General features: G+C 63.2%; 27 protein-coding genes. 8 read left to right on the top strand and 19 right to left on the bottom strand.

Going from position 1 to position 24,774, the window contains the following annotated elements; all coding sequences use genetic code 11:
• Positions 1 to 17: 17 nt before the first annotated feature.
• From A3AI_RS0128455 to A3AI_RS0128440, 4 genes are all read right to left on the bottom strand, one after another.
• Positions 18 to 773 carry an AAA family ATPase gene (locus tag A3AI_RS0128455; protein WP_024518848.1) on the bottom strand — a complete coding sequence of 252 codons (756 nt, stop codon included), beginning with the start codon at positions 771 to 773 and terminating at the stop codon, positions 18 to 20.
• A 114-nt stretch (positions 774 to 887) separates the two neighbouring features.
• Positions 888 to 1,748, bottom strand: coding sequence for a PCC domain-containing protein (locus A3AI_RS0128450; protein WP_024518847.1), 861 nt, complete (start codon positions 1,746 to 1,748; stop codon positions 888 to 890).
• Positions 1,749 to 1,760: 12 nt separating this feature from the next.
• On the bottom strand, positions 1,761 to 3,389 hold the full coding sequence (locus tag A3AI_RS0128445; RefSeq protein ID WP_024518846.1) for an acyl-CoA synthetase: 1,629 nt from the start codon (positions 3,387 to 3,389) through the stop codon (positions 1,761 to 1,763).
• Positions 3,386 to 3,586, bottom strand: a complete 201-nt coding sequence (locus tag A3AI_RS0128440; RefSeq protein WP_024518845.1) for a hypothetical protein — start codon at positions 3,584 to 3,586, stop codon at positions 3,386 to 3,388. Before A3AI_RS0128440 ends, A3AI_RS0128445 begins: the two co-directional genes overlap by 4 nt.
• 281 nt (positions 3,587 to 3,867) lie before the next feature.
• Here A3AI_RS0128440 and A3AI_RS50015 point away from each other — a divergent pair, with 281 nt between their 5' ends.
• Positions 3,868 to 3,990: a hypothetical protein gene (locus A3AI_RS50015; protein ID WP_283807276.1), complete on the top strand. Its 123-nt coding sequence runs from the start codon at positions 3,868 to 3,870 to the stop codon at positions 3,988 to 3,990.
• Positions 3,991 to 4,049: 59 nt separating this feature from the next.
• On the opposite strand, the gene A3AI_RS0128430 is transcribed toward A3AI_RS50015, so the two are convergent.
• Positions 4,050 to 4,451, bottom strand: coding sequence for an SPW repeat domain-containing protein (locus A3AI_RS0128430; protein WP_024518844.1), 402 nt, complete (start codon positions 4,449 to 4,451; stop codon positions 4,050 to 4,052).
• 435 nt (positions 4,452 to 4,886) lie between these two features.
• Between A3AI_RS0128430 and A3AI_RS0128425 the strand changes: the two genes are divergently transcribed.
• Positions 4,887 to 5,159 (top strand): GNAT family N-acetyltransferase, encoded by a 273-nt coding sequence (locus A3AI_RS0128425; RefSeq protein ID WP_036049848.1) that lies wholly within the window; start codon positions 4,887 to 4,889, stop codon positions 5,157 to 5,159.
• 65 nt (positions 5,160 to 5,224) lie between these two features.
• On the opposite strand, the gene A3AI_RS0128420 is transcribed toward A3AI_RS0128425, so the two are convergent.
• On the bottom strand, positions 5,225 to 5,650 hold the full coding sequence (locus A3AI_RS0128420; RefSeq protein ID WP_024518842.1) for a DUF3597 domain-containing protein: 426 nt from the start codon (positions 5,648 to 5,650) through the stop codon (positions 5,225 to 5,227).
• A 407-nt stretch (positions 5,651 to 6,057) separates the two neighbouring features.
• On the opposite strand from A3AI_RS0128420, the gene A3AI_RS0128415 reads away from it, so the two are divergent.
• A complete protein-coding gene (locus tag A3AI_RS0128415) occupies positions 6,058 to 6,969 on the top strand; it encodes a DUF2189 domain-containing protein (protein WP_024518841.1) in 912 nt (303 codons plus the stop codon).
• Between the two features lie 190 nt (positions 6,970 to 7,159).
• Entirely contained in the window at positions 7,160 to 7,975 is an 816-nt protein-coding gene (locus A3AI_RS0128410) for a lytic murein transglycosylase (RefSeq protein WP_024518840.1), read from the top strand.
• Between the two features lie 59 nt (positions 7,976 to 8,034).
• Here the strand turns inward: A3AI_RS0128410 and A3AI_RS0128405 are convergent, their stop codons facing one another.
• Complete coding sequence (locus A3AI_RS0128405; RefSeq protein WP_024518839.1) at positions 8,035 to 8,298, bottom strand: hypothetical protein; 264 nt, start codon at positions 8,296 to 8,298, stop codon at positions 8,035 to 8,037.
• An 800-nt stretch (positions 8,299 to 9,098) separates the two neighbouring features.
• Here A3AI_RS0128405 and A3AI_RS46460 point away from each other — a divergent pair.
• The 3 genes from A3AI_RS46460 (at position 9,099) to A3AI_RS0128390 (ending at position 11,924) form a co-directional block, all read left to right on the top strand.
• Positions 9,099 to 9,251, top strand: coding sequence for a DUF1127 domain-containing protein (locus A3AI_RS46460; RefSeq protein ID WP_084801040.1), 153 nt, complete (start codon positions 9,099 to 9,101; stop codon positions 9,249 to 9,251).
• Between the two features lie 132 nt (positions 9,252 to 9,383).
• Entirely contained in the window at positions 9,384 to 10,817 is a 1,434-nt protein-coding gene (gene trmFO, locus A3AI_RS0128395) for a methylenetetrahydrofolate--tRNA-(uracil(54)-C(5))-methyltransferase (FADH(2)-oxidizing) TrmFO (RefSeq protein ID WP_024518838.1), read from the top strand.
• 3 nt (positions 10,818 to 10,820) lie between these two features.
• Positions 10,821 to 11,924, top strand: a complete 1,104-nt coding sequence (locus A3AI_RS0128390; protein WP_024518837.1) for a serine/threonine protein kinase — start codon at positions 10,821 to 10,823, stop codon at positions 11,922 to 11,924.
• Between the two features lie 19 nt (positions 11,925 to 11,943).
• Here A3AI_RS0128390 and A3AI_RS0128385 read toward each other — a convergent pair whose 3' ends face one another.
• The 11 genes from A3AI_RS0128385 to yajC form a co-directional block, all read right to left on the bottom strand.
• Positions 11,944 to 12,681 carry an ABC transporter ATP-binding protein gene (locus A3AI_RS0128385; protein ID WP_024518836.1) on the bottom strand — a complete coding sequence of 246 codons (738 nt, stop codon included), beginning with the start codon at positions 12,679 to 12,681 and terminating at the stop codon, positions 11,944 to 11,946.
• Positions 12,671 to 13,420 (bottom strand): ABC transporter ATP-binding protein, encoded by a 750-nt coding sequence (locus A3AI_RS0128380; protein WP_036049846.1) that lies wholly within the window; start codon positions 13,418 to 13,420, stop codon positions 12,671 to 12,673. Before A3AI_RS0128380 ends, A3AI_RS0128385 begins: the two co-directional genes overlap by 11 nt.
• Positions 13,417 to 14,370 (bottom strand): branched-chain amino acid ABC transporter permease, encoded by a 954-nt coding sequence (locus A3AI_RS0128375; RefSeq protein ID WP_024518834.1) that lies wholly within the window; start codon positions 14,368 to 14,370, stop codon positions 13,417 to 13,419. The genes A3AI_RS0128380 and A3AI_RS0128375 overlap by 4 nt, the downstream gene beginning before the upstream one ends.
• Positions 14,371 to 14,373: 3 nt before the next feature.
• Entirely contained in the window at positions 14,374 to 15,249 is an 876-nt protein-coding gene (locus tag A3AI_RS0128370) for a branched-chain amino acid ABC transporter permease (RefSeq protein WP_024518833.1), read from the bottom strand.
• Positions 15,250 to 15,305: 56 nt separating this feature from the next.
• Positions 15,306 to 16,553, bottom strand: a complete 1,248-nt coding sequence (locus A3AI_RS0128365) for an amino acid ABC transporter substrate-binding protein (RefSeq protein ID WP_036049844.1) — start codon at positions 16,551 to 16,553, stop codon at positions 15,306 to 15,308.
• A 61-nt stretch (positions 16,554 to 16,614) separates the two neighbouring features.
• Entirely contained in the window at positions 16,615 to 17,535 is a 921-nt protein-coding gene (locus A3AI_RS0128360) for a dioxygenase family protein (protein ID WP_024518831.1), read from the bottom strand.
• 232 nt (positions 17,536 to 17,767) lie between these two features.
• Positions 17,768 to 18,637 (bottom strand): phytoene/squalene synthase family protein, encoded by an 870-nt coding sequence (locus A3AI_RS0128355; RefSeq protein ID WP_024518830.1) that lies wholly within the window; start codon positions 18,635 to 18,637, stop codon positions 17,768 to 17,770.
• Positions 18,634 to 19,017 (bottom strand): Mth938-like domain-containing protein, encoded by a 384-nt coding sequence (locus tag A3AI_RS0128350; RefSeq protein WP_084801039.1) that lies wholly within the window; start codon positions 19,015 to 19,017, stop codon positions 18,634 to 18,636. The genes A3AI_RS0128355 and A3AI_RS0128350 overlap by 4 nt, the downstream gene beginning before the upstream one ends.
• 72 nt (positions 19,018 to 19,089) lie before the next feature.
• Positions 19,090 to 20,115: a protein translocase subunit SecF gene (gene secF / locus A3AI_RS0128345; RefSeq protein ID WP_024518828.1), complete on the bottom strand. Its 1,026-nt coding sequence runs from the start codon at positions 20,113 to 20,115 to the stop codon at positions 19,090 to 19,092.
• An 11-nt stretch (positions 20,116 to 20,126) separates the two neighbouring features.
• A complete protein-coding gene (secD, locus tag A3AI_RS0128340; RefSeq protein WP_024518827.1) occupies positions 20,127 to 21,725 on the bottom strand; it encodes a protein translocase subunit SecD in 1,599 nt (532 codons plus the stop codon).
• Positions 21,726 to 21,764: 39 nt separating this feature from the next.
• Entirely contained in the window at positions 21,765 to 22,121 is a 357-nt protein-coding gene (gene yajC / locus A3AI_RS0128335; protein WP_024518826.1) for a preprotein translocase subunit YajC, read from the bottom strand.
• 197 nt (positions 22,122 to 22,318) lie between these two features.
• On the opposite strand from yajC, the gene A3AI_RS0128330 reads away from it, so the two are divergent.
• Complete coding sequence (locus A3AI_RS0128330; RefSeq protein ID WP_051382526.1) at positions 22,319 to 23,281, top strand: ATP-binding protein; 963 nt, start codon at positions 22,319 to 22,321, stop codon at positions 23,279 to 23,281.
• Positions 23,282 to 23,288: 7 nt separating this feature from the next.
• On the opposite strand, the gene A3AI_RS0128325 is transcribed toward A3AI_RS0128330, so the two are convergent.
• A complete protein-coding gene (locus A3AI_RS0128325; RefSeq protein ID WP_024518824.1) occupies positions 23,289 to 24,713 on the bottom strand; it encodes a LysM peptidoglycan-binding domain-containing M23 family metallopeptidase in 1,425 nt (474 codons plus the stop codon).
• Positions 24,714 to 24,774: the final 61 nt, after the last annotated feature.

Below are 24,774 nucleotides of genomic sequence, written 5' to 3'. Positions count from 1 at the left end.
TCAGCGAGGCAGCTTGTTCACTCGGCGAGCGTCGCTTCGACAAAGCCGGTTGGGTCCTGGCAAAACTCACGCATCGACTTGAAGTGGTCGGTGTCCTGCACGCGCACCGGCTCAAGTCCGTATTTCGACAGCCGCAGCAATGTCGCGTTTGGATAGGCCATCAGGATCGGCGAATGCGTGGCCATGATCAACTGGCAATAGCCGGACTCTTCCATGCGCCGCATCAGCTTGAGGAATTCCATCTGCCGGGACGGCGACAAGGCGGATTCCGGCTCGTCGAAAATGTAGATGCCCTGGCGCTGGCAGCGCTCATTGAAGAAACGCAAGAAGCCCTCGCCGTGGGAATGCGAGAGAAAATCGGCGCTGTTCGATCCGACCGCATCGAGATATCTCGCGACCGAGAAAAACGTTTCGGCGCGGAAGAACCATCCCTTGGTGATCTTCGGCAGCCAGCTTGCGCGAAGCGCCTGCGCCAGGTCACCGCCCGTCACCTCAATCGCATCGGAATGGTCGACCGGCCTGTACCCCTTTCCGCCGCCCGCGCCGTCGTAGCCGGCGAGCGCCCCGATGCCCTCCAGCAGCGTCGATTTCCCCGTGCCGTTCTCGCCGACAATGATGGTGATGGCACGCTCGAAGCGAAGCTCGAAATCATCGTGAAGAAAGGGAAGGCAGAACGGATAGGCATCGGGATCCGGGACCGAGGCGGGATCGAGCCAGAGCCGCTTCAGATAGGGCGCGGGCAAATCAATGTCGCGCTTCTTCCTCGAACGCATGAACCTTCGGCCCCACTACCTGAGTGCAGACATGCTCCGCTTAGGTTGTGGCACATCTTATGGAACGCAACAAGAACATTCGTGCTGAGGCGAGACTCGCGTATGGAGCTGGATTCAGGCCAGAACCTCCAGCACCAGCTCCATCGTCATCAGCACCGGATTGTCGCCACGGACGAGGCTGCCCTCGGCAAGGCCGCCGGTGTAATCGACCAGCGCAATATCCAGCTCCGCTTGCGGCGCGCCTCCGGCGCCGGGCCCAACGTGGCCTGCGGTGATCGTCAGCTCGGTCGCAAAGGGGTCGACGATGCGGCCATCCGTGAAGCGCGCACCGATGGTCGAGCCCACCCCGCCGCGAATTTTCGCGTGCGTGATCCCGCGGTCGCGGCAGAAGGCCTCCAGGCCGTGCGCAAAATCCTGGTTGGGGCGCAGGCGCAGCGCGAAGGCACGGGAGGTCGTCTCGGCGCCCCTCGCCTCGCTCTTGACCGGCCCGAACAGCTTGAAATTGGTCTCGGGGTCGGGCTCGGCCTTGAACGTGGCGCCATCGATGCCGAACGCCGCCACCTCGAACGGCTCGGCGACCATGGTCTCCTCGGGCAGGATATGGCCGCCATTGACCCGGCAATGGGCTTCGAGCCACAGCCCGTGACAATGGAAGAACGGCGCGCCGTCGCGCTCGCCGAGCGTCATGGTCGCCTGCTTGAGCCAGGCGCTGCCTTCAGGCCGAAACGTCTCGCTGTAGAACGCCGCGTTCTCGCCAGTGTTCGACAGCGCCGGCATCACATAGGCGAACGGGCCCAGCGCGCCGCCCTTGATGTTGAGCACCCCGCCGTCAAAACCTTGAGCCGCAAAGCCGCGGCGCGCGGCTTCCAGAAGCGGGATGCCGGCTTCGAGCGTGAAGGAGAAGCCGCGACCGCGCGCTTCCACCCATTGGATGCGTTCGGATGTCGGCGGCCCCGGCTGTTTGATCTCGCGCATGCATTGCCTGCGTCAGCTCGCCTTGGTGATGTCGAGCAGTCCGCGCGCCTCGAGCTCGTCACGCACCATGCGCTTGGGAATCTTGCCATAGCCGGATTTCGGCAGCGCCTCCCAGAAGAAGAAGCGCTTTGGCATCTTGTAGCGCGGCACCTTCGGGCCCAGGAACGCCGCCATCTCCGCCTCGCTCAATGCTGCGGAGCCCTCGCGCGCCACGCAGACGGCGACGCCAACCTCGCCCCAGACCGGATCGGGGATACCGAGCACGGCGACCTCGCAGACTGCAGGGTGCGTGAGAATCTTCTCCTCGATTTCGCGCGGATAGATGTTGGAGCCGCCGGAGATGTACATGTCCGAGGCACGGCCGGTGATATAGACGAACCCCTCCTCGTCCATATGGCCGAGATCGCCGGTGCGGAACCAGCCGTCTCGAAACGCCTTCGCATTGGCTTCAGGGTTATTGTAGTAGCCGGCAAACACCGCCGGGCCGATGACACATATCTCGCCGGTCTCGAACGGTTTCAACTCGCGGCCCTGATCGTCCTGGATCGAGACCTGCATGCCGGTGCGCTCATAGCCGCAGCTGCCGATGCGGGCATCCGGGCCATCCTCCTCGACGTGCAGCGCGGTCGGCAGCACCGTGATGTTGCCGGTGACCTCGCCGAGGCCAAAATACTGCACCAGCACCTTGCCGAGCTTTTTCAGCGCGGCCTTCTGGTCCTCGCGATACATCGGCGCGCCGGCATAGATCACATAGCGCAGCGAGGAATGGTCGAACTGGCCGACGGCGGGATGCTCGACCATCATCTTCAAAATGGTCGGCACGGTAAAGAGGTTGCTGACGCGATGCCTCTCGATCAGGCGGAAGGCTTCGGCGATGTCGAAGCGCTCGGTCGGCAGCAGAATGGTCGGCACGCCGCGCGCGGTTTGCATCAGCTGATGCACGCCGGCGCCATGCGACAGCGGCGCGACCACGAGCGACGCGTCGTGCTCGGTGGTGCCGGGGGTGAGATCGGCAAGATGGTTGGTGACCACAAAGCTCATCTGGCCGTGGGTCAAAACCGCGGCCTTGGAGCGGCCGGTGGTGCCGGAGGTGAAGAAGAACCAGCAGGGATCGTCATGCTCGACCGCCGCGTTCGACACCGAGCCGCCTGCGTGCGCCGCGATCGCTTCGCGCAGGCTGCGCTCACCGAACGTGCCGTCGCCGCCGATCCGCCAGACGAATTCGGGACCGGAAACGGCCGCCGCATGCTCCGGGAATTCACCGTGGCACAGAAACGCCTTCGCCCCCGATGCGCTGGCGAGATAGGCGACTTCATCCGGCATCAAGCGGAAGTTGGTCGGCACCCAGACCGCTCCAAGGCGGAAGGCGGCAAACATCGACCAGAACATCTCCTCGCAATTCTTGGAATGCACGAGGATGCGGTCGCCCTTGGCAACGCCGCGCGCGGCAAGCGCTGCTGCAAGCGCAGAGACCTCGGAATCGATTTCGCGCCAGGTCCAGGATTTATCGGCCCAGATGAAGCCGGGCCGGGCCGGCAGCCGTCGCGCATTCTGGGTCAGCATATGCGCGAGGTTCATCACCCGGCGCGACATCCGCAATTGTCGGCCCGCAGGAGGCGTCGTTGAGAGGCTCCCGCTCATTTGCGCCCCATCCACGCGCCGGCCGCGATCAGCACAAGGCCCAGCACGCCGGAGACGACGCCATGCTTGAGATGCACCCGCGCTACGCCCGCCTCATGGCCCGGGAAGAAGCCCGGCAGCTGGTCCGCTGGAACCATGACATAGACGGCAGCGACGATCAGGAGCACGACACCAAGCAGGGTCAGCACAAGCTTCATGGAGGTTTCCTCTTGCACTGAGCGCTTGGATGCACCCGCGTTGAAAAACGACGGCGGTCCGGCCCTGTTTATCGCGAGTTGGCGAGCCCGAGCAAGGGAGGTGCTCAGGCTAAACATCCTTGGTGCAACCGCAGCAAAGCAAGGCTCGACACCGGGGCACTCGGATACGAAAAATATCGCTGCAGAGCGCGCGATGTTTCTCGACTATGAGCAGGCCGCAACCATTTCGAGAATCATAATGCCGTCACGCCGCACGCTTGTTTTCACCGCCCGACAGATAAATGGACAATCGACGACTCCGCGGCACGGTCGACGGCAAGCCGTGGTCGGTCCACGAGTTGCTGACGCAGGTCCTGAAGGATGCGCAAGATGCCAAAAATACCAAGAAGAAGGGCGAGCCCTGATCGCGACAAGACCTGCCGGTCCGGATAGAACCGGCAGGACGCTCAACAGCCAGCTTGCGTCATTGCCCGCGCTTCAGCATGTCCTGCTCGCTCAGCTCCCAGTCCTGCCACAGCTGCAGGGTTGAAAGCAGAACAACCAGTGCGCCGAAGCCGGAGTGATAGAAGCGGAGCAGCCCGTGGCTGTGGTAGCCAAAGAGATAGGGCGACAGGATCAGCCAGAGCCCCACAATGACGCTCGCGACCTGCTCCCAGCGCTGCAGCGAGACATATTCGAGCTGGGCGAGGCCGAACACGATAATGCCGATCGTCACGGTGTTGAGGACAATCAGGCTTCGTCCGGCATCGGACAGCTCTCCTTGCTGGATGGGAAACCAGGGCGACAAGGCGATCAGGACGCCGAGCAGCATGCCGCACCAGTCTTCCCACTTGCGATGAATTTTAAGGAAACCAAGGTCCGACACAGTAAACCTCCCTTCAAAAGAGGCATACGTCAGCGGCCGGACAGCATGACATGTCGATTATCGGGCGACCGATCCGGCCGCATCTTTCAAGGCGTGTGCCTTTGTACTTGGACTTGGGAACCGCCGCGGCACTTGCAAGCCCTGCCGCAGCCATTTTGTGTTGCGCACCGCAACAGGTCACTGGAGATCGGGACGATATGAGCGACACGGTCGTTAACGATGCAGCGCGACACCGCTTCGGGCTCGAGGTCAGCAGGCATCTAGCCGCGACTTATTACAAGCTCGAGCGCGCACGACCGCAATTGCCGGAGAACGGTAGACCTATGCATCTGCCTGATATCTCCCAGCGCCATTCCCGCTTGGTCGCGACGTTGCAAGGCCGGGTTCATCGGCCTAGATCGCTTATAGCATTGCTCGTGAAGAAGCCCGGAGATCATGGCCACCGTCCGCGACAACAAGGCCCAAAGCCGTTTCGAGCTCGATGTCGAGGGCGGAATTGCCTTCGCCAAATACCGCATGACTCCGTCGGCGGTGATCATCACGCACACCGAGACGCCGCGCGCCCTGCGCGGGCGCGGCATCGCCTCGGAACTCGTGAAGGGAGCGCTGGAGCTGATCCGCGCCGATCGCCACAAGGTCATCGCCGGATGCGGCTTCGTGGTGGACTATTTGCAGAAGCACCCGGAATACGGGGATCTGATCGCATAAACCGATCCGGATACGAAAAGACCCGCGCCTCAGGTGCGCGGGCCTCGCCGTTTCGCAAACTGATCCTAGTGCTTGATCTCCGGCGGCAACTTGCCGCCATGGGCCGCAAGCTGGGCCATCATCTGCTTGTGCAGCCAGACATTCATGCTGGCGGAGTCATTGGTGTCGCCGGTGTAGCCAAGCTCCTTGGCCAGTTCCTTGCGCGCGGCGAGGCTGGAGTCGATATCGAGCGCCTTCATCATGTCGACGATAGAGGTGCGCCATTCGAGTTTCTCATGATGAGCGGCGACAGCCTTGTCCATGATTGCGGCAACATCGACGCTTTGCGGCGGGGCAATCGGCGCTGCAGCAGGGGCAGCCGTCCGCGCAGCCGGGGCAGAACTCGCAGGTGCGCCGCCGCCGCTGGTGCCACCACCCGTCGGCGCGGCCGGCGTAGCGGCAGATGCGTGACTGCCGAAGACCGCGCCCATGATCCTTCCAAAAATGCTCATCGTGTGCTCCCTGTGGGAAAAGACTACTTGAACGGCTCATTGACGGTTCGCAACCAGCTCTCGACTCGCTCCACCATGACGCGTCCAGACGGCTTCGCGAACTTCGCTTGGGGGAATCTATCTCCCCTGATCTCTTCTGCCAATTGTGCACTCAATCGGCGGATTCGAGCTTACCCGAGGCAAAATGACGGCGGAATGACGCGGCGACATTGCGTTGCGGCAAAGAAAAAATTTTCACCGAGCCTTGAGCTACAACTTGCGCGTTTGGGAGTATTGTTTTCGTTCGAGTTCGCGACTGGCCGGCTCCGGTTCGCGTCTGGCCAGAATCGCGATCGTTCCAACGGCGGCCGCGAACGTCGTTCGCTGCGACCCGCATTGAGACCGCCGTGGCAAGGGAGCTGACGATCATGGCCACGTTATACCAGGGCAATGTCTCTTCACCGGCCGGCGCTGCACAGGACAGGGCGACCGGCCCCATCGTTAAGTCCATGAGCCTGTCCGACCTGCACCAGGCGTTGCGGGAAGGCTGGGAGGATTTCAAGGCGGTGCCGAGCCACGCCATTTTCCTCTGCATGATCTATCCGGTGCTGGGCCTGGTGTTGGCACGCGCGGTGCTCGGCTACTCGGTGCTGCCGCTGATGTTCCCGCTGGCAGCAGGTTTCGCCCTGCTCGGTCCGTTCGCTGCTGTGCCGCTGTACGAATTGAGCCGGCGCCGCGAGCTCGGCGAAGAAGCTTCCGCCTGGGACGCCTTCGATGTGGTGCGCTCGCCCTCCTTCGGGGCGATGCTTGGGCTCGGGACGCTGCTGCTCGCCTGGTTCGTGACCTGGGTTGCGACCGCGCAGGCAATCTATATTGCAACCTTCGGCTACGAGGGCGTCACCGGGGTGTCCGATTTCGTCAGGCGCGTGCTGACCACACCACAAGGCTGGTCGCTGATCGTCATCGGCTGCGGCGTCGGGTTCCTGTTCGCGCTGGTGGCGCTCTGCATCAGCGTCGTGGCGTTCCCCCTCATGCTGGACCGTCATGCCAGTGCGGGCGAAGGCATGGTCACCTCGCTGCGCGTCACCGCCAAGAACCCGGTCGCGGTCGCGGGCTGGGGCCTGATGGTCGCGCTGCTCTTGCTGGCCGGCTCGATCCCCTGCTTCCTCGGCCTTGCGGTCGTGATCCCGCTGCTTGGACATGCGACCTGGCATCTCTATCGCAAGGCGGTCGAGATCGATCCGAATGCGCGTCCGCTGCCGCCGCCGACACATCAGCGCAAGCCCGCTGCGGATTTCCCGGCCAACCTGTTCCCGTGGAAGCGCCGCGACAATCAGTGATGAATCCGGAGCGGCCGCCGGTCCCTGCACGACCGGCGGCTGCTCCGGCAGCCCGTTCATATTCATCGCTGTTGCTCATCCTTCGAGCAGCGTAAGCATGCATAAAAGCCTTGTTTTGGCCGCGGTTCACTCCAACATTCCACCGCACCGGTAATATTTGTGCGAATCTGAATCGGGAGCGGATTTCCTGATGACCCCTCGTCGGTCCCTGACAATCCTGACCATGGCCGCAGCGCTGGTCCTGCCCGGAAGTGCGGCGCTGGCGGCTACTTGTGGCAACGGCAGCTTCGACGCCTGGTTGTCCGACTTCAAGACCGACGCCGCGAGCAAGGGAATTTCCCAGGCCGCCATCAATACCGGCCTCAGCGGCGTCACGCTCGATCAGTCGGTGGTGTCGCGCGACCGCTCCCAGAAAGTGTTCAGCCAGAGTTTTGAGGAGTTTTCCGGCCGCATGGTTCCGCCGCGGCTCACCCGCGGCTCCAACATGATGAAACAATACGGCTCGGTGCTGTCGCGGATCGAGGAGCAGTATGGCGTGCCCGGCGAAGTGCTGGTGGCGATCTGGGGACTCGAGACCGATTTCGGCGTCAACACCGGCAAGTTCCCAACTATCCGCTCGCTGGCGACGCTGGCCTATGATTGCCGGCGCGGGGATGAGTTTCGCTCCGAATTGATGGACGCGCTGCGAATCGTCGAGCGCGGGGATCTTGCGCCGAACGAGATGCGTGGCGCCTGGGCCGGGGAAATCGGCCAGACGCAGTTCATGCCCTCATCGTGGATCAAATTCGCTGTCGATTTCGATCGCAATGGAAAACGCGATCTTCTGCACAACGCGCCTGATGTGTTGGCTTCAACCGCGAATTATCTCGTCGGACATGGCTGGCAGCGCGGCAAGGATTGGGAGCCCGGGAGCCCGAATTTCGCGGCACTGCAACAGTGGAACAAGAGCGACGTCTATGCGCGGACGATCGCCTATTTCGCCACCCAGCTTGCGCATGCGCCATAGCGACAACCCTGAGGGCCGTTGGGCCGATCGCTACGCAACCGGCCCCGTTTCGGCAAAGCTTACTTTGCCATCGTATCGTGCATGGCCTTGCTGAGATGTTCGCTACAGGCACCCCACTTGTTGTTGAGCATGGAGTCCTGAGCGGCGGCCATTTCCTTCACGGCGGCCCACTTGCCGTCGCCGTCGGCCATGGTTTCGATCGCGGACTCGGTCTTCCCAAGGTTCGCCCCGCTGCACCCCATACCCATCTTCGCAGCCTGGGCTGGAACCATTGCAAGGGCGATTGCAGCCATGGCGGCTGCCCCCAGTAACTTTTTGACCATTGTTTCTTTCCTATTTTTTTAAAACAGAGCCGGCGGCATTGCCGGAATCTGCAAAATGATTTTGCAGGGCTGTGAAAAACTCAGGGAATGAATTTCCCGCGATAAAAATGTGATCAGCGTGCGCCGCAGAGCCTTATGCAAACAACAATTGCTTTGCATCAGATCTCAGTCGAGAACGCCCCGCACCGTCAACGCGAAGGCCAATTGCTCGGCCCGTCGCCCTGGTGCACCCGCAAAAGCGGCTGCACTTCGCCGGAGCACGCACTTGGGTACAGCTTGCCCCGATCCCTGTGCGAGCGCCGGTCGACCAAGCGAATGGTACTGCGCTGTCGGGGGCCCCCTGCGTTTAGCTGCCCTTTGCCTGATCCGGCCGGTTCTCTGCGATCTTCTTAAGCAATGATCTAGACCGCTAAACCTTTGGGTCAAACAATAGTGATCCAATGTTCACTTCTATATTATCGAGTTATGCGATTCGCACAGGCCCTGTCTGAGGATAGCCCAAAGGGAGGCCGAATTGGTTACTCGCGCATCCTGGACGAGTATCCAAATACAGGCGATCGCGAGATATTGTGCAGGTGCGGTAATTTGGTGAATTTACGTGGTTTTTTCACTAGTTCCGCTTTAGTAGGAATGGCGATTGTGCACCGCGCCAAAAACTTAACCGAGATTTACCAGCGGCATGCGTTTTTGGATTAGCTGCACCGCAACATAAGCGCTACTACACAAGGAACTCTCATCTATATTCATTTCAACGATGAAGCCTTCCTCCAAGGGCTGAATCGAACTGCAAGGAGACTACCATGTTGCTCTCGCTCATCCGTATGATCCAGGCGTTCCGGGAGTATCAGCGTAACGTTGCCGAACTCTCGTCGCTCAGCGACCGTGAGCTCGCCGATATCGGTTTGGACCGCTCGGACATTCCGCGCGTCGCCGCCGGCAACTACAACGGCTGACAGGTTCTCGCCGTCTAAATAGGACACGGATAACGCCCGCTTCGTGCGGGCGTTGTCGTATCTGGGTATCTCGCTTCCGATCCGCTTTTCCGTTGATGCGTTCGGAATGAAAACGCGCTAACGCTGCGCGCCATGACTGGGACCCTCCCCAACTTCCAAACCGTCCATATCATTGGCGCGGGCCTCGCCGGCTCCGAGGCCGCTTGGCAGGTCGCCGAGCGCGGTGTTCGCGTGATTCTGCATGAAATGCGCCCGACCCGCACGACCGAGGCGCACCGCACCGACGGTCTTGCCGAACTCGTCTGCTCCAACTCGTTCCGCTCCGATGACGCCGCCAACAATGCCGTAGGTCTGCTCCACGCCGAGATGCGCAAGCTCGGTTCGCTGATCATGCGCGCAGCCGACGCCAACCAGGTTCCGGCGGGCGGGGCGCTCGCCGTCGACCGCGAGGGCTTTTCCGCCGCCGTGACCAAGGCGCTACAGGAGCATCCGCGAATCGAGATTTCCCGTGGCGAGGTCGCCGACCTGCCGCCTGCCGACTGGGCCAATGTCATTGTCGCGACCGGCCCCCTCACCTCGGCTGCACTCTCAGATGCCGTTCGCAAGTTGACGGACGAGGATGCGCTGGCTTTCTTCGATGCCATTGCCCCGATCGTGCACAAGGACACGATCGACATGTCGGTGGCCTGGTTCCAGTCGCGCTATGACAAGGCCGGCCCCGGCGGCAGCGGCGCCGACTACATCAACTGCCCGATGACGGAAGAGCAATATGGTGTCTTCGTCGATGCGCTGCTTGCGGGTGAAAAGACCGAATTCCACGAGTGGGAGGCCAATACGCCCTATTTCGACGGCTGCCTGCCGATCGAGGTGATGGCGAGCCGCGGCCGCGAAACGCTGCGCTACGGGCCGATGAAGCCGATCGGTCTCACCAACCCACACAATCCGACCGTAAAGCCCTACGCGATCGTACAGCTGCGCCAGGACAACAAGCTCGGCACCCTCTACAACATGGTCGGATTCCAGACCAAGCTGAAATATGGCGCCCAACAGCGCATCTTCCGCACCATCCCCGGGCTCGAAAACGCCGAGTTCGCCCGCCTTGGCGGACTGCATCGCAACACCTTCCTGAACTCGCCAAAGCTGCTCGACGGCCAGTTGCGGTTGCGTGCCCAGAAGCGGCTGCGCTTCGCCGGCCAGATGACGGGCTGTGAAGGCTATGTCGAATCTGCAAGCATCGGCCTGATCGCTGGCCTTTATGCCGCGGCCGATGCGCGCGGACAAACGCTGGCTGCGCCGCCGGCGACCACGGCGCTGGGCGCGCTGCTCGGCCATATCACGGGCGGCCATATCGAGACCATAGAGCCGGGCTCGCGCTCGTTCCAGCCGATGAACATCAATTTTGGACTCTTCCCGCCACTCGCGACGGCGCCGACCAAGAAGCCGGACGGCACGCGGCTGCGCGGCAACGAGAAGACTGTTGCGAAAAAGCAGGCGATCAGCGCCCGGGCGCTGGCCGATCTCGATCGCTGGATCGCCGGCCATCTGCAAATCCCTGTGGCCGCCTAAGCCATGAGCCTGCCAAAGGACGACGCTGCAGTGCTGTCGACGCGCTGGATCGAGGGCGTGCTGCTCAAGCGCGATGTGTTTTCGACGGTCGAACGCGGCCGCTTCCGCAGCGACGCGGGCGAATGCGATGCCGTGCTGCGCCGGCTCGACCAGGTGCCCTGGTGGTCCTTCCTGCTTGCGCGGCACTTGTTCGCGCGCGAGCGCAAGGCGCTGACCCGCGCCAGGGGTCTTGATGTCGGGCCGGAACTGCTATGGGCTGGCCGTCGTGCGCTGGTGCGCGGCTTCATCGACGGCGTCGCGCTGCATCTTGCAAAACCCTATGGCGATATCGATTACTTCAAATCCGCCAAGGCCGCCCTGCATCGGCTGCACCGTGCCGGCATCTGCCACAACGATCTGGCGAAGGAGCAGAACTGGCTGAGGGGGCGCGACGGACGCGCCTATGTCACCGACTTCCAGCTTGCCGCCTGCTTCCGTACTCGCGGCCAGCTGTTTCGCATCGCGGCCTATGAGGACCTGCGCCATCTGCTCAAGCACAAGCGCAGCTACGCGCCTCATGCACTGACGCCGCGGGAGAAGCAGATCCTCGCCCGCAAATCGGTGTTCGCCAATCTCTGGCTTGCGACCGGCAAGAAGCTCTATCGCGCGATCACCCGCGGGCTCTTCAATTTCACTGACCGCGAAGGGGGCGGCCGCCGGCTGGTCAATGACGCGCCTGTTCTCGCCGAGCTGATCCGCAAGAATCCTGAAGTGCGCGATACCGCAATTGTCGCTTTCGCGGACCGGCGCACGGGCGTTGGCCTGTATGCCTTCGTCGAAGCAGACCGCACCACGCTGGAAGCAAAGCTGCGCAACGAGCTTGCCGCTGCGAAGGGCCCCAAACCGCCCGAACATATTCAGGTCGTACATGCCTTGCCGCGCGACGCCAGCGGCAGGCCTCGCACCGAGATCCTGCAGCTCGTCGCGATGAACCAGCTCGACCTAATCGAGCCGATGATGGCAAGCGACACCGACCGCGCCTTCCTGAAGGACATTCTGGAGCAGCGCAAAAACCTGCGCGACCGCTTCAATTTCGAGACACGCGATCTCAAGCTGCCATTCAGCTGAACGCTGAATCTGCTCGCGTTCAGGCCGTGCCGCCGAGATAAAGCCGCTTCACGATGTCGTTGGCCTTCAGCTCGTCAACCGAGCCGGCAGCAACGGCAATCTCGCCATGGACGATGATGTAGCCACGGTCAGCAATGCGGATCGCCTGGTTGAAATTCTGCTCCGCCATCAGGACCGTCAGCCCGAAACTTTGCTTGAGCTCGCCGATCTTGGCAATCGTCTGCGACACCAGGAGCGGCGACAGCCCGACCGAGGGCTCGTCGACCAGGAGAAGTCGCGGCGAGGACATCAGCGCACGCGCGATGGCCAGCATCTGCTGCTGGCCGCCCGACATGGTGCCGGCAAGCTGGGTCCTGCGCTCCTTCAGCACCGGAAAGGTGTCGAAGGCCTGCGTCAGATTGCGATGGATGGCACGGCGCGCGACCTTACGGAAGGCGCCGAGCATCAGGTTTTCCTCGACCGTGAGCTTGGGAAACAGCCGCCGTCCCTCCGGCACCAGTGCCACGCCGAGATCGACGATGTCCTCGGGCGAGAGTTTCGTCAGGTCGTGCGCCTTGCCCTCGATGGTCAGCGACAGGCGGCCGCGCGACGGGCGCACCAGCCCCATGATGCACTTCATCAGGGTGCTCTTGCCGTTGCCATTGGTGCCGAGCAACGCAACGGTCTGGCCGCCCTCGACATGCACGTTGACCCCGCGCAGCGCCTTCACGGCGCCGTAGCCCGCGTCCAGCCCTTCGATCGAGAGGCTAAGTGCCAAGATAAGCCTCCTGGACACGTGCATTCGCCATCACCTCCGACGGCGCGCCGATCGCAATAATGCGGCCGGCATCGAGGCACATCACGCGCTGCGAGAACCGCATCACCGCCTGCATGATATGCTCGATCATGATGATGGCGATGTCCTCGCCGCCGAGGCTCATGAGGAGATCCAGCACCTCGTCGACCTCGGACGTCGAGAGCCCGGCCATCGCCTCATCCGAAATCAAAAGCTTCGGGCCTGTCGCGAGCGCGCGTGCCAGCTCCATTTTGCGCAATTCAACCTGGGTCAGGACCGCGGTCGGGACGGTTGCCCTTGTGGTAAGCCCGATCCGGCTCAGGATCGACATCGCAGCATCCCGGCGATGCGCCTCCGTCTCCAGGAGCTCGCGATTGCCTGCGAAATCGAGCGCCACCATCAGGTTTTCCAGCACAGTCATGCTGCGGAACGGCCGTGGAATCTGGAAGCTGCGAGCGATGCCACGGTGCGACCTCCGGTTCGGCGGCAACAACGTGATGTCGGCGCCTGCAAACACCACGTTGCCCTTGTTCGGCCGCAGCGCGCCGGAAATGCAATTGACCAGGGTGGTCTTGCCTGAACCATTCGGCCCGATCAGGCCAAAGCGCTCACCCTTGGCGATGTCGACATTGATGTTGTCGAGCGCGATAAAGCCACCAAAGTTCTTGGTCAGCGCTTCGATGCGCAGCAGTGGTTCCCGGGGAGCGGCCGGCGTCGTCATGCGCGACCTCCTGATCGGAACGACTTGCCGAAGAGGCCGATGATCCCTTTCGGCGCGGCCACCACGAACACCACCAGCATGACCCCGAGCACGAGCACATTGATTTCGGAGGAGATCGTCACCGTCAGAAATTGCTGCGTCGTACCGAGCAGGACCGCGCCCAAAATCGGTCCGATCCAATGCGAGGTGCCGCCAATCAGCGACATCGCCAGCACCGAAACCGAGTAGTTCAGATTGAACGCCGAGTCCGGATTGGCATACTGCACATACATCGCAGCCGGCGCTCCACCCGCGGAAATCAGCGCGCCCGAGATCACGCAGGCGAGAAGCTTCAGCCGCAGGGTCGGCACACCGGTACATTCGGCAGCGAGTTCATCGTCGCGCAGCGCATGCAGCCCGCGGCCGATGCGGGAGTTCTGGATGAAGCGCGTGATTGCAACGGCCAGCACGACCAGGAGCGCCTGCACGAAGAACAGCATCTTTACATAGCTGTCGAACGGCGCCGTCACCGGCGGCCGCTGCAGCTGAATGCCGGCCGCGCCGCCGACAAAGCGCCAGTTGGTGACGGTGGTCTCGATGACGATCGCGAGCGCGATTGTCGCTATGGAAAAGAAGATGCCGCGCATCCGCAGGGTCAACAGGCCGACGCCGAGACCAAGCAGGCTCCCGACCACCGCGGCGGCAGCAATCTGCACGCCCAGCGGGGCCTTGTACGCCTGGACCAGGAGCACGGCCGTATAGACTCCGACACCGAAGAAGGCGTTGGTGCCGAAATTGACGTATCCGGCATAGCCGCCGAGGATGGTCCAGGCGACCGAAAGCACCACGAATTGCAGGATCACATAGCCGGCAAAGAACGGATACTCGTTGCGCAAAAGTTGCGTCATCGCGAAGACGACGGCCAGGAACAGGAGCGCCCCCGTCCAAAATACGATGGAGCTACGTTGCATGGATCACCTGCCAAGCAGGCCTTGCGGCCGCACGGCCAGAACGCCGAGCAACAGCGCAAATGAAATCGCCGGCGCCCAGGACGCCCCGAACATGGTCAGCACGATGGACTCGGCAACGCCGAGAATGATGGAGGCGATCAGCGTGCCGGAGATACTGCCGAGCCCGGCCATGACGACCACGCAGAAGGTGCGCCCGATATAAACGCGATCGAGCGTCGGCTCGACGGGAGCGACGATGATCAGGAGCGCACCGGCGATACCCAGCACCGCCGTCGCAATACCGAACGCGACTTGCTTGATCCTGACCGGGTTGGCCCCCATCAGCCGCAGCCCCTCCTCGTCCTGTGCTACGGCACGGATGGCGCGGCCCATGAACGTCTTCGACAGGTACGCCGCCAGCAGCACGGTCAGGCCGATTGCGACTGCAAACGCGACGAGCTGCCGGATCGGTATGCGAAGATCGCCGAAGCGCCAGGCCTTGCCGATATAGGATGCGGTAACCGAGCGCTGATCGACCCCGAATTGCAGGATGATCAGCACCTCGATGATGAAGGCGACGCCGAAAAAAAACGCGATGCCGCGCACTGCGGCGTCGCTGCCGCGCTTCTCGAAGGTCTCGTGATAGAGGCGGTAGGTGACAAGCCCGAGCAGGAAGAACAGGGGCGTGAGCAGGAGTCCCGCGAGCAGTGGATCGATGTCGTAGCTGTCGTTGAGCAGATAGACGCCATACGATGCCAGCACCAGGAAGGCCGGATGAGCCACATGCGGCACGTCGAGCAGGCCGAACGAAATCGACAGCCCGATGCTGACGGCTGCATAGAAGCAGCCCAGCAGCACGCCGAGCACGACCGCGTCGCGCAGCAAATCGATCGAGAACACTTAGACCACCCTCCTCGGCCTCTCGCGAAGCCCGTCCGCTCGGGCTCGATAGCTACTTATTTATTGCGAGCGTCCTCGAAGGGGGTGATCAGGTCACCGGTTTTCAGCCGATCCGGGAACAGGATCACCTGTTTGCCGGCAGATCGGAACTGATCCATGTTCTTGTCCTTGACGCCCCGGAACTGGGCTTCCAGCGTTGCGCTCTCCTTCCATTCGCCGTCTTCGGCAAAGGTAATTGGCCCGACGATGGTCTTGTGCGTGTTCTCGCGCAGATATTTGGCGAGCGTCTTCTGGTCGAGCGACTTGGTGGCGTTGACGGCCTCCTCGATCATCTGGCCCATGGCATAGCCATAAGGGGCAAGATAGTAGCCGAGCGGGTCGACCTTCGCTTGAACCGCGCGCTTGCTGTACTTCTCGAAGAAGGCCTTGGTCCCATCGAAATACATGCTCGGTTCGGGCAGCCAGGTGTTGAAGTTGACCACGCCATTGAGCAGCGAACCCATGTTCTCCATGACGGCGCCAAACTGCAGCCCGACCATCGCACCGCCGAGAATCTTGACGTTGTCGCCGACCCCGATCTCGTTGACGGCGCGCAGGATACCGGCCGAGTCAGGCGGATAGGACGCGACGAAGACGATATCGGGCTTGGCCGCGTTGACCGCCCGAATGATGCTGGAAAACTCGGCCGTGCTCGGCGGATAGGCCTGGTCGAAGACGACCTGCAGATTGAGCTTCTTGGCCACGTCGCGCGCGGTCGTGGCAATGTTCTGCGCGAATTCCTGGTCGGCCGAGAGGATCGCAACCGTCTTGCCGCCGGCCTTCTGACCAAGCGTCAGGAAGCCCGTCGCCCAGCTGTCGGCCGGACCCCACGGCGCATTGTTGAACCACATGTCGTGGTGAACCTTGCTGTTCACCTGAAAAGAGAAATTCCCCATCAGCAGCATGCCGCGCTGCTTGACGAGCGGCATGATGGGCGCGGTCGGAACCGTTGCGTAGGGCGCAAACAGCAGATCGACCTTGTCGACGTCGAGGAGCTTTGCGTACAGCGCCGGCGTTTCGGAGGCGCTCGACTTGTCGTCATAGACGACGAGCTCAACCTTGCGGCCCAACAGACCGCCCTTGGCATTGATATCGTCGCGCCAGATCTCGATGCCGAGCAGCGAGGCCTTGCCGCCGCCGGCAAGTCCGCCGGTCTGCGGCATCGACATACCGATCTTGATCGGCGGCTCCTCTGCGCTCGCAACCGACATCAACCCAAGCGCAATTCCGGCCACAGCCCAGCCGATCACCCTTCTGCGATTCATTATTCCCCCAACTCCATAGTGTTTTTGATGTTTGGTTTCGACCTTTGACGGCGTCTCTGCCTCAGCTTGCCGCGGCTTTCTCCTTCAGGATGGCCGACGGATCGGAACCGACGCGCCCGCTGGTCTTGTCCGCCTCGCCTTCGCGCGACAGGCGCAAATCGAAGCGAATGCTCGGCACGCCCGGGATGGGACAGCTCGGATCGTCAGGAACGATGTCGACCGCAAGGTCGTCGGAGGAGCCGAACACGACGTCATCGGAAAGATGCGGGTCGTCGCGCAGATACAGCGCCGTGACCAGCTCACGATAGCCCGGCGCGCCGACCAGGAAATGGATGTGGGCCGGGCGCATGCCGTGCCGCCCCTGCGCGCGCACCATGCTCCCGACCGGGCCATTCATGGGAATCGAGTACCCACGCGGCTTCACTGTGCGGATTGTGAACAGGCCATTCGCGTCCGTGGTGAACACGCCCCGATAATCGGTCGTTGTCGCATCTTCCTGAATGTCATAGAGGCCGTCGGCGCTGGTCTGCCAGACCGACACGGTTGCGCCCGCGAGCGGCTTGCCGTGAACGTCCGTGATCTTGCCGTAGAGCACGCATTCGGTGCCGGGCTTCACGTGCCTTGCAATCTGGCTGCCGGGCGCAAGCGTCGGCGACGCCTCGCGGTAGAACGGGCCGAGCAGGCTCGTATGCGTCCCCTCCTCGATCGCGGTCTTGTCGTGCAGCCCGTTGACCAGGGCCGAAAGGCCAAGCGTGTCCGACAGCAGAATGAACTCCTGCCGGGCCGGGGTGCACGTCTTCCCGACCAGGGTCATGAATTCGATGCCCTTGATCCATTCCCCGGGGGTCAGGTTCACCTCACGGGCAAAATCATGCAGATGCCTGACCGCGGCCGCCATGACCTCCTTCATGCGCCGATCGGACGTCGTCGCCATCTGATCGAGCACGGCGCCCGTAATGGTCTCAGGCGTCAACTCCTGCATCGCGAAGTCCTCCCGTGGCGAGCCGGCTTTAAGCGGCCTTTTCGCCAGCCTACCGCTCAACGGTTGGAAACGTCCAGAGCGCCAAAAGGCTCATAAGCATTTGATTGGGGGCCGTGTTGCCGGGACTGCAGCCGGGCAGTTGCGCGTGTGAGTTGTCCCCCGTCGCGTCTGCCTGTTCACAGTGCAAAACCGAGAGGCAGACTGTGGATCACCGCTCCGGCCGCAGAGGGGGCTACCCGTTGAACTGCCTCGATCGCGACGCCCGCCACAATGTCCAGAGCGTCGAGAGCCGCGACGGCGGTTGCGATGCGAAGGGATCATGATCGGCGCGGCACAGCCGTTTCAGATCGCGCCGCACCACGGCGAGCGGCAGAAACACCCGCCTCACCTCCCTCGGCGCGTCTGCAAGCAGGTCATAGGCCGTGTCGAGGTGTCGGCGCGCCTCCGCAAGCAGCTGGTCGGCCGCAGCGCGCAGGCGCGGCGTGAGCTTGCCGGCGAAGACCTCTTCGAGATCGCTGCCATGCTGCGCCAGCACCTGCTGCGGCAGGAATAGCTGGCGGCGCGAGGCGTCGTAGGCCAGGGTCGCGATCACCCGGACAAAGCCCTGCGCGAGACCGGCGTGGCGCGCCAGATGATCGACCTCAGGCGATGGCGGGCCACCGGCGATCCGTGCTGCCAGCGCAAACAGCGCCGATGCGGTGTCGTTCAGGTAGCCTTCCAGGGCGGCCATGGTCGGCATCGGGTCGTTGTAGAGATCGAACTGGTGCTCATCGATCAGGCGCGACAGCGTCTCGACAGGTAGTTCGCCGACCTGGATCAGCTTCATCAGTTCGGCGGCGACCGGATTGGCCTCGGCGCTGCCATGGGCGCGCCCCGCCAGCATGTCGCTCCACCATTGGAGACGAATTTCGCCGGGCAAGGCCTGCGTCACCTGTTCGCGCACCCGCGTGACCTCGACATTGAAGGCGTAGAGTGCGAGCAGCGCGCGACGTACTTCGGCGGCCACGAAGATCGTTGCGGCATAGCGGGCAAAATCGTGGGTGCGAACGAGATCGGCGCAGAACGCCGCCGCTCCCCTGTCGTCGGAGGCCCTATCGGTCATGGCACCGCGATCAGCGCCGCCGCAACACGGCGCCGCTCGCCCAGCATGATGTTGTAGGTACGGATTGCCGGCCCGGTCTGCATCGTATCCAGCACCACCCGCACCGCGCGCAGCGCGTTGCGCAAATCCTGCGGCGGCAACCACACCCCGGATCCGGTGCCGATGATCAGGGTGTCGATGGAATTGGCCGCGTCAAACACCCGCGCGAGCGAATATTTGTCGATCTGCTCGGGTTTTGTGATCTCCCACGCCCACACCGCATTCGGCAGACACAACAGCGAGCCCCGATGCGACATCCCGGCAAAGGCGAAGCCGCCATTGCCGTAGGCGTCGATGGCCGCCGAGCGCGGAAGATGGGGAGCGTCGAAACTGTCAGCCATGATGGGATCCGAAGAACGAGCTTCCCGCCTCGGGGTCAAGTCCGGAGGCGCCATTTTCGGTCCATGCCGGCCTTATTTCTTCGCCGGCGCGCTCGCCTTTTTCGCGGGCGCGTCCTGCGCCTCGGCACGCTGGGTGCCGACACCGAGATAGATCAGGATCGGAGCCGCGATGAAGATCGAGGTGTAGGTACCGACCAGCACGACGCCGAACATCATCACTGCCGTGAAGCTGTGGATCGCGGGGCCGCCGAACAACAGGAGCGCGAGCAAGGCCAGCGTGACTGTCAAATGGGTGATGATCGAGCGCGACAGCGTCGAGTTGATCGATTCGTTCAACAGCTGTGGCATCGGCATTTTCTTGTAGCGCCGCAGCATTTCCCTGATGCGGTCGTAGATCACGACCGTATCGTTGAGCGAATAGCCGAGAATGGTCAGCAGCGCCGCGATGCTGGTGAGGTCGAAATCGACCTGCGAGATCGACATGAAGCCGATGGTCAGCACGATGTCGTGGACGTTGGCGATCATGGCGCCGAGCGCGAACTGCCACTCAAAGCGGAACCAGAGATAGACCAGGATCGAGATGATCGCGAGCATCAGGCCGAGCATGCCGTAAGCCAGAAGTTCGCCGGAGACGCGAGGACCAACCACCTCGACGCGGCGGTAGTCGACGGTGTCGCCAAGCGCGCCGCGCACCTTGTTCACCGCCTCCTGCTGCGCGGCGTCGCCGCCGGGCTGCTCCGCGACACGGATCAAGACCTCGTCCGGCCCGCCGAACTGCTGCAGCTGGATTTCACCGAGACCGAGCGTGCTTAGGCTCCCACGCATGCCGGCAATGTCGGCGGTGCCCGATTTGGCGCGGACCTCGAGCAGCGTGCCGCCCTTGAAGTCGATGCCGAAATTCAGCCCATGGGTGAAGAACAGCGTGATCGCGATGATCGACAACATCGCCGAGATCGGAAAACTGATGCGGCGGAACTGGGTGAAATCGAAATGCGTGTCGTCGGGAACAATGCGCAAGGGCGGCAGGATGCCGAGCGCGCTGACGACGGCCAGCACGGCAATGAGAACGCCGAGAGAGATCAGAACGATGTGAGTCACAGCCGCGTTTCCTAGATCGGCACGGTTTGTGGCCGCTTCCAGCGCACCCACCAGGCGACGATCAGCCGGGTCAGGGTAAAGGCGGTGAAAACAGTGGTGAGAATGCCGATGCCGAGCGTGACGGCGAAGCCGCGCACCGGGCCGGTGCCGATATAGAACAGCACCGCGGCGGCGATGAAGGTGGTGATGTTGGAGTCCAGGATCGTGGCCAGCGCCCGCTTGAAGCCGGCGTCGATCGCCGAGATGGCGTTGCGCCCGCCGCGCAGTTCCTCGCGGATGCGCTCATAGATCAGCACGTTGGAGTCGACCGCGATGCCGACCGTGAGTACGATGCCGGCGATGCCCGGCAGGGTGAGTGTCGCATTGAGCAGCGACAGCAGGCCGAAGATCATGGCGACGTTGATCATGACGGCGATGTTGGCGAACAGGCCGAACAGCCGGTAGGTCAGCAGCATGAACACGATGACCATGATCGCGCCGACATAGGCCGCGAGCTCTCCCTTCGCGATCGAGTCCGCGCCGAGGCCGGGACCGACGGTTCGCTCCTCGATCACCGTCAGCGGCGCCGGCAGCGCACCGGCGCGGAGCAGGATTGCCAGGTCGTTGGCGGACTGAACGGTGAAATTGCCCGAGATCTGCCCCTGCCCGCCGGTGATCGGCTCGCGGATCACGGGCGCCGAGATGACCTCGTTGTCGAGAATAATGGCGAAGGGCTGACCGACATTCTCGGTGGTCGCCAGCGCAAACTTGCGCGAACCGGACGAATTGAACTTGAAGCTGACGACCGGCTCGCCGGTGCGCGGATCAAACGCAGTCTGCGCATCCGTTAGATCGCCGCCGGTCACCAGCACCTGCTTCTTGACCACATAGGGCACCTTCGGGGAGGACGCACTCATCAGGAGTTCGGAGTCAGGCGGCAGGTTGCCCTGCTGCGCCTGGTCCGGCGACACGCTGGTGTCGACCATGCGGAATTCCATTTTGGCCGTCTTGCCAAGCAGGTCCTTCAGCCGGGTCGGGTCCTGCAGGCCCGGCACCTGCACCAGGATGCGGTCGGTGCCCTGGCGCTGGATCACCGGCTCGACGGTGCCGAGCTGGTTGACGCGGCGCTCCACGATCTGGATCGACTGCTCGATGGTCTGGCGGATGCGCTCGTTGATTGCAGCCGGCGGCACCGTCAGCCGGATCAGCCCGCCGCCGGCGTCGATCATGTCCAGCGAGCGCTGGCCGCTGGATCCGAGCAAGCCGCCGAGCGGTTGCGACAGGTCGCGCAGCTTGGACAGCGCCGTCTGCAGATCGGTATCCTTGACCCGCACCTCGACCGCATCGCCCTTGCTGGCCAGGCCGGTATAGCCGATCTTGGCATCGCGCAGAGTCCGCCGCACATCGTCGCGGATCTGGTCGAGCTTTTCCTTCTTTATATAGTTGGAATCGACCTCGAGCAGCAGATAGGAACCGCCCTGCAGATCGAGCCCGAGCACCAGGCGCCGCTGCGCCCAGAGCGGCCAGTTCTTGACGGTGGCCTCAGGAAAGAAGTTCGGCACGGCGCACAGGCACACCACGAGCGCCGTCAGGATGATGCCGAGCGCCTTCCACCGCGTGAAATACAACATCGGGGGTTCTCTTTAAGAAGCGGAATCCGGGACGCGCGATCAGCTCGCGGACGCCTCGTCCTTGGCCTCGCCCTTTGCCGGTTCGCCCTTGGCGCGTACGCCGGAGATCATCTGGCGCATCTGCCGGACGCGAACGCCATCGGAGATTTCAAATTCGATCTGGTCGTCGTCGACGACCTTGGTCACCTTGCCGACCAGCCCGCCGGAGGTGACGACGGTGTCGCCCCGGCGGATGTTCTTGACCAGCTCATTGTGGTCCTTAACCTTCTTCTGCTGCGGGCGCAGGATCAGGAAGTACATGATCACGAAGATCAGCGCGAAGGGCAAAAGCGACATCAACATGCTGTTGGTGTCGCCGCCGGCCGCGGCCTGGGCATAGGCGGGGGTAATCAGCATCGGGAGTTCCTAATCCTTTATGGGACGGCAACGGGCCGGCAAGGCCTATCAGCAGGCGCCGGTCCCGGGAAATTCGCGCGGACTATAGCGGCCGCGGTCCCAATTGCAACGCCGCCCACCCCTGATTTGGGGCCGCTTGCGGGCCTTGAAAAGGCTCGATAAAGCCTCCGCGGTCAGGAAAATAACGAATGTCAAAAATGACCCGCAAAACCGCTACTGTGACCGCCCGCAAGGCGGTTGCGAAAAAGTCCGCCAAACCTGCGGCAAAGCGCGCCCCCGCCCGAGACGCCGACGACCATTCCGCCAGGATCGCTGCAGCGCTGGAGGCCATTGGCGCCCACCTCGCGGCCAACACGCCCAGGCCGCCGAAGCCATACTCCTTTGCCGAAGCCGACGCCTTTGTCTGGCACCCCGACGGGCGCTTGAGCACCGTCCCGCGCGTCAGCCGCGTCGAACTGACGCTGCTCAAGGGCATCGACCGGATGCGCGACATCCTGATCGAGAATACGGAGCGGTTCGCCAACGGGCTGCCGGCGAACAACGCGCTCCTGTGGGGCGCCCGCGGCATGGGCAAATCCTCGCTGGTGAAGGCCGCGCATGCCAGCATCAATCTCGACCGCAAGCCGGCCGACCGGCTGAAGCTGATCGAGATCCACCGCGAGGACATCGAGAGCCTGCCCTCCTTGATGGAGCTTCTGCGCGCCTCCCAATTCCACTTCATCGTGTTCTGCGACGACCTCTCCTTCGACGGCAACGATGCGTCCTACAAGTCGCTGAAGGCCGTTCTGGAGGGCGGCATCGAGGGCCGGCCCGACAACGTCATCCTCTACGCCACCTCCAACCGCCGCCACCTGCTTGCGCGCGAGATGATCGAGAATGAGCGCTCGACGGCGATCAACCCTGGCGAAGCGGTCGAGGAGAAGGTGTCGCTGTCCGACCGCTTCGGCCTATGGCTCGGCTTCCACCGCTGCAGCCAGGACGAATATCTCGCCATGGTGCGGGGCTATTGCGGTCATTTCGGTATCAAGCTCGCCGACGAGGAGCTGGAACGCGAGGCCCTGGAATGGGCAACCACCCGCGGCTCACGTTCGGGCCGCGTGGCCTGGCAGTTCATCCAGGAACTCGCCGGTCGACTGGGCGTGAAGCTTAGCGAGACGTGAGCAAGTCTCACGCCCCGTTGAGGAATTGCAGCGGGTCAACCGGGGACGATCCCTTGCGGATCTCGAAGTGGAGCTGCGGCGACGCCACTTCCCCCGATTGACCCGACTTGGCAATGACCTGGCCGCGCTTGATGGTGTCTCCGCGCTTCACCAGCAGCTCACTCGCATGGGCATACGCGGTGACATAGCCGTTGGCGTGCCGCACCAGGACAAGGTTGCCGTATCCCTTGAGCTCGTTGCCGGCATAGGCGACCACGCCGTCTTCGGCGGCCTTGACCGGCGTCCCTTCGGGCACCGCGAGGTTGATGCCATCATTGGACTTGCCGTTGGTCTTGGCGCCGTAGCTTGCGATCACCTTGCCGCGCACCGGCCAGCGGAAGGTCGGCAGCGCGCCGGTGGCCTCGCTCGCCTTGATCGCGGGTTCCGGCGCACCGTCCTCGGCTGCGGGACTTGCCTGGGCGAGCCGCGCGCTCTGCTGTGGCGCAGCCGCCGCCGCGAGCTTGGGCGCGACCACGGGTGCTGCGGCTACCAGCTGCGGCGCCGCGACAGACGCCGCGGCCACAGCAGTTGCGGCAACCTTGCCCGGTACGTTGAGGCGACTGCCAAGCTTCAGCTTGGCGCCGGTATCGAGATTGTTGGCGTGGGCGAGTTCGCCAACCGACACATGGTAGCGACGAGCGATGCTGTGCAGCGTATCGCCATGGTTCACCACATGGATGGTAGCGGCGGCCATGGGGGCAGCAGCAACCGCGACCGGCTTGGTCGCCGGGCGCGCGGGTGTTGCCGGAGCCAAAGCGGCGACTGGCGCGGCCGGTACTGGAGCCGCGGCGGTTGTTGCGGGCGTGGCTGGCTGTGGGACCAAGAGCGACTGTCCCGGCGACAAGGTCCGCGGTCCCTTGTAGCCATTGGCCGCCATGATCGCAGCCGGCGTGACGTGATAGCGGTGCGCCACTATCTCCAGCGTGTCGCTGGTGCCGACGATGATCTTGATATGGGCCGGGCGTGGAGCAGCAGCGACGGAGCGCGGCGGCACGCTGCCGGTCGTTTCGAGATGCGGCTGGGCCGGCGGCGCGTAATTATTGACAGGCGGGGTGTAGGAGGCCATCCCCCGCCCGCCCCCGGACACGCCGGCATTGGCGCTCGGATAGGACTGCGGCGCGGCGACAACGGGTGGCGCGCCAGAGGCCGAGGAGGCGTAGGGATGCGGGCGGGCATATTGCGGCAGCTCCTGTCGCTCGACCTGCGGCGCGGGCGCCGCTGATGGCACGGAGCCGGTGGCTTCGGGCTGATAGTTAAAGGGATTGCCTAACGTGGTCTGGGAAAATCGGCTCGACGTGTCGGCGCTGCAGCCGGCAAAAGCGAACGAGACCAGCGCCAACACCGCGGCGTGCGGCACGCGGCGCGAGCAAAGCAACTCGGCGACTAGGGACATGGTTACTCACTCGTACGCAACAAAATACCGATTTGAGTAAACACCGCCCCAGTAAATAACC

The organism is Bradyrhizobium sp. Tv2a-2, assembly GCF_000472425.1.
GTDB lineage: Bacteria > Pseudomonadota > Alphaproteobacteria > Rhizobiales > Xanthobacteraceae > Bradyrhizobium.
The sequence above is the reverse complement of the archived record's forward strand: the minus strand, read 5'-3'. Positions and strand labels throughout refer to the sequence as shown.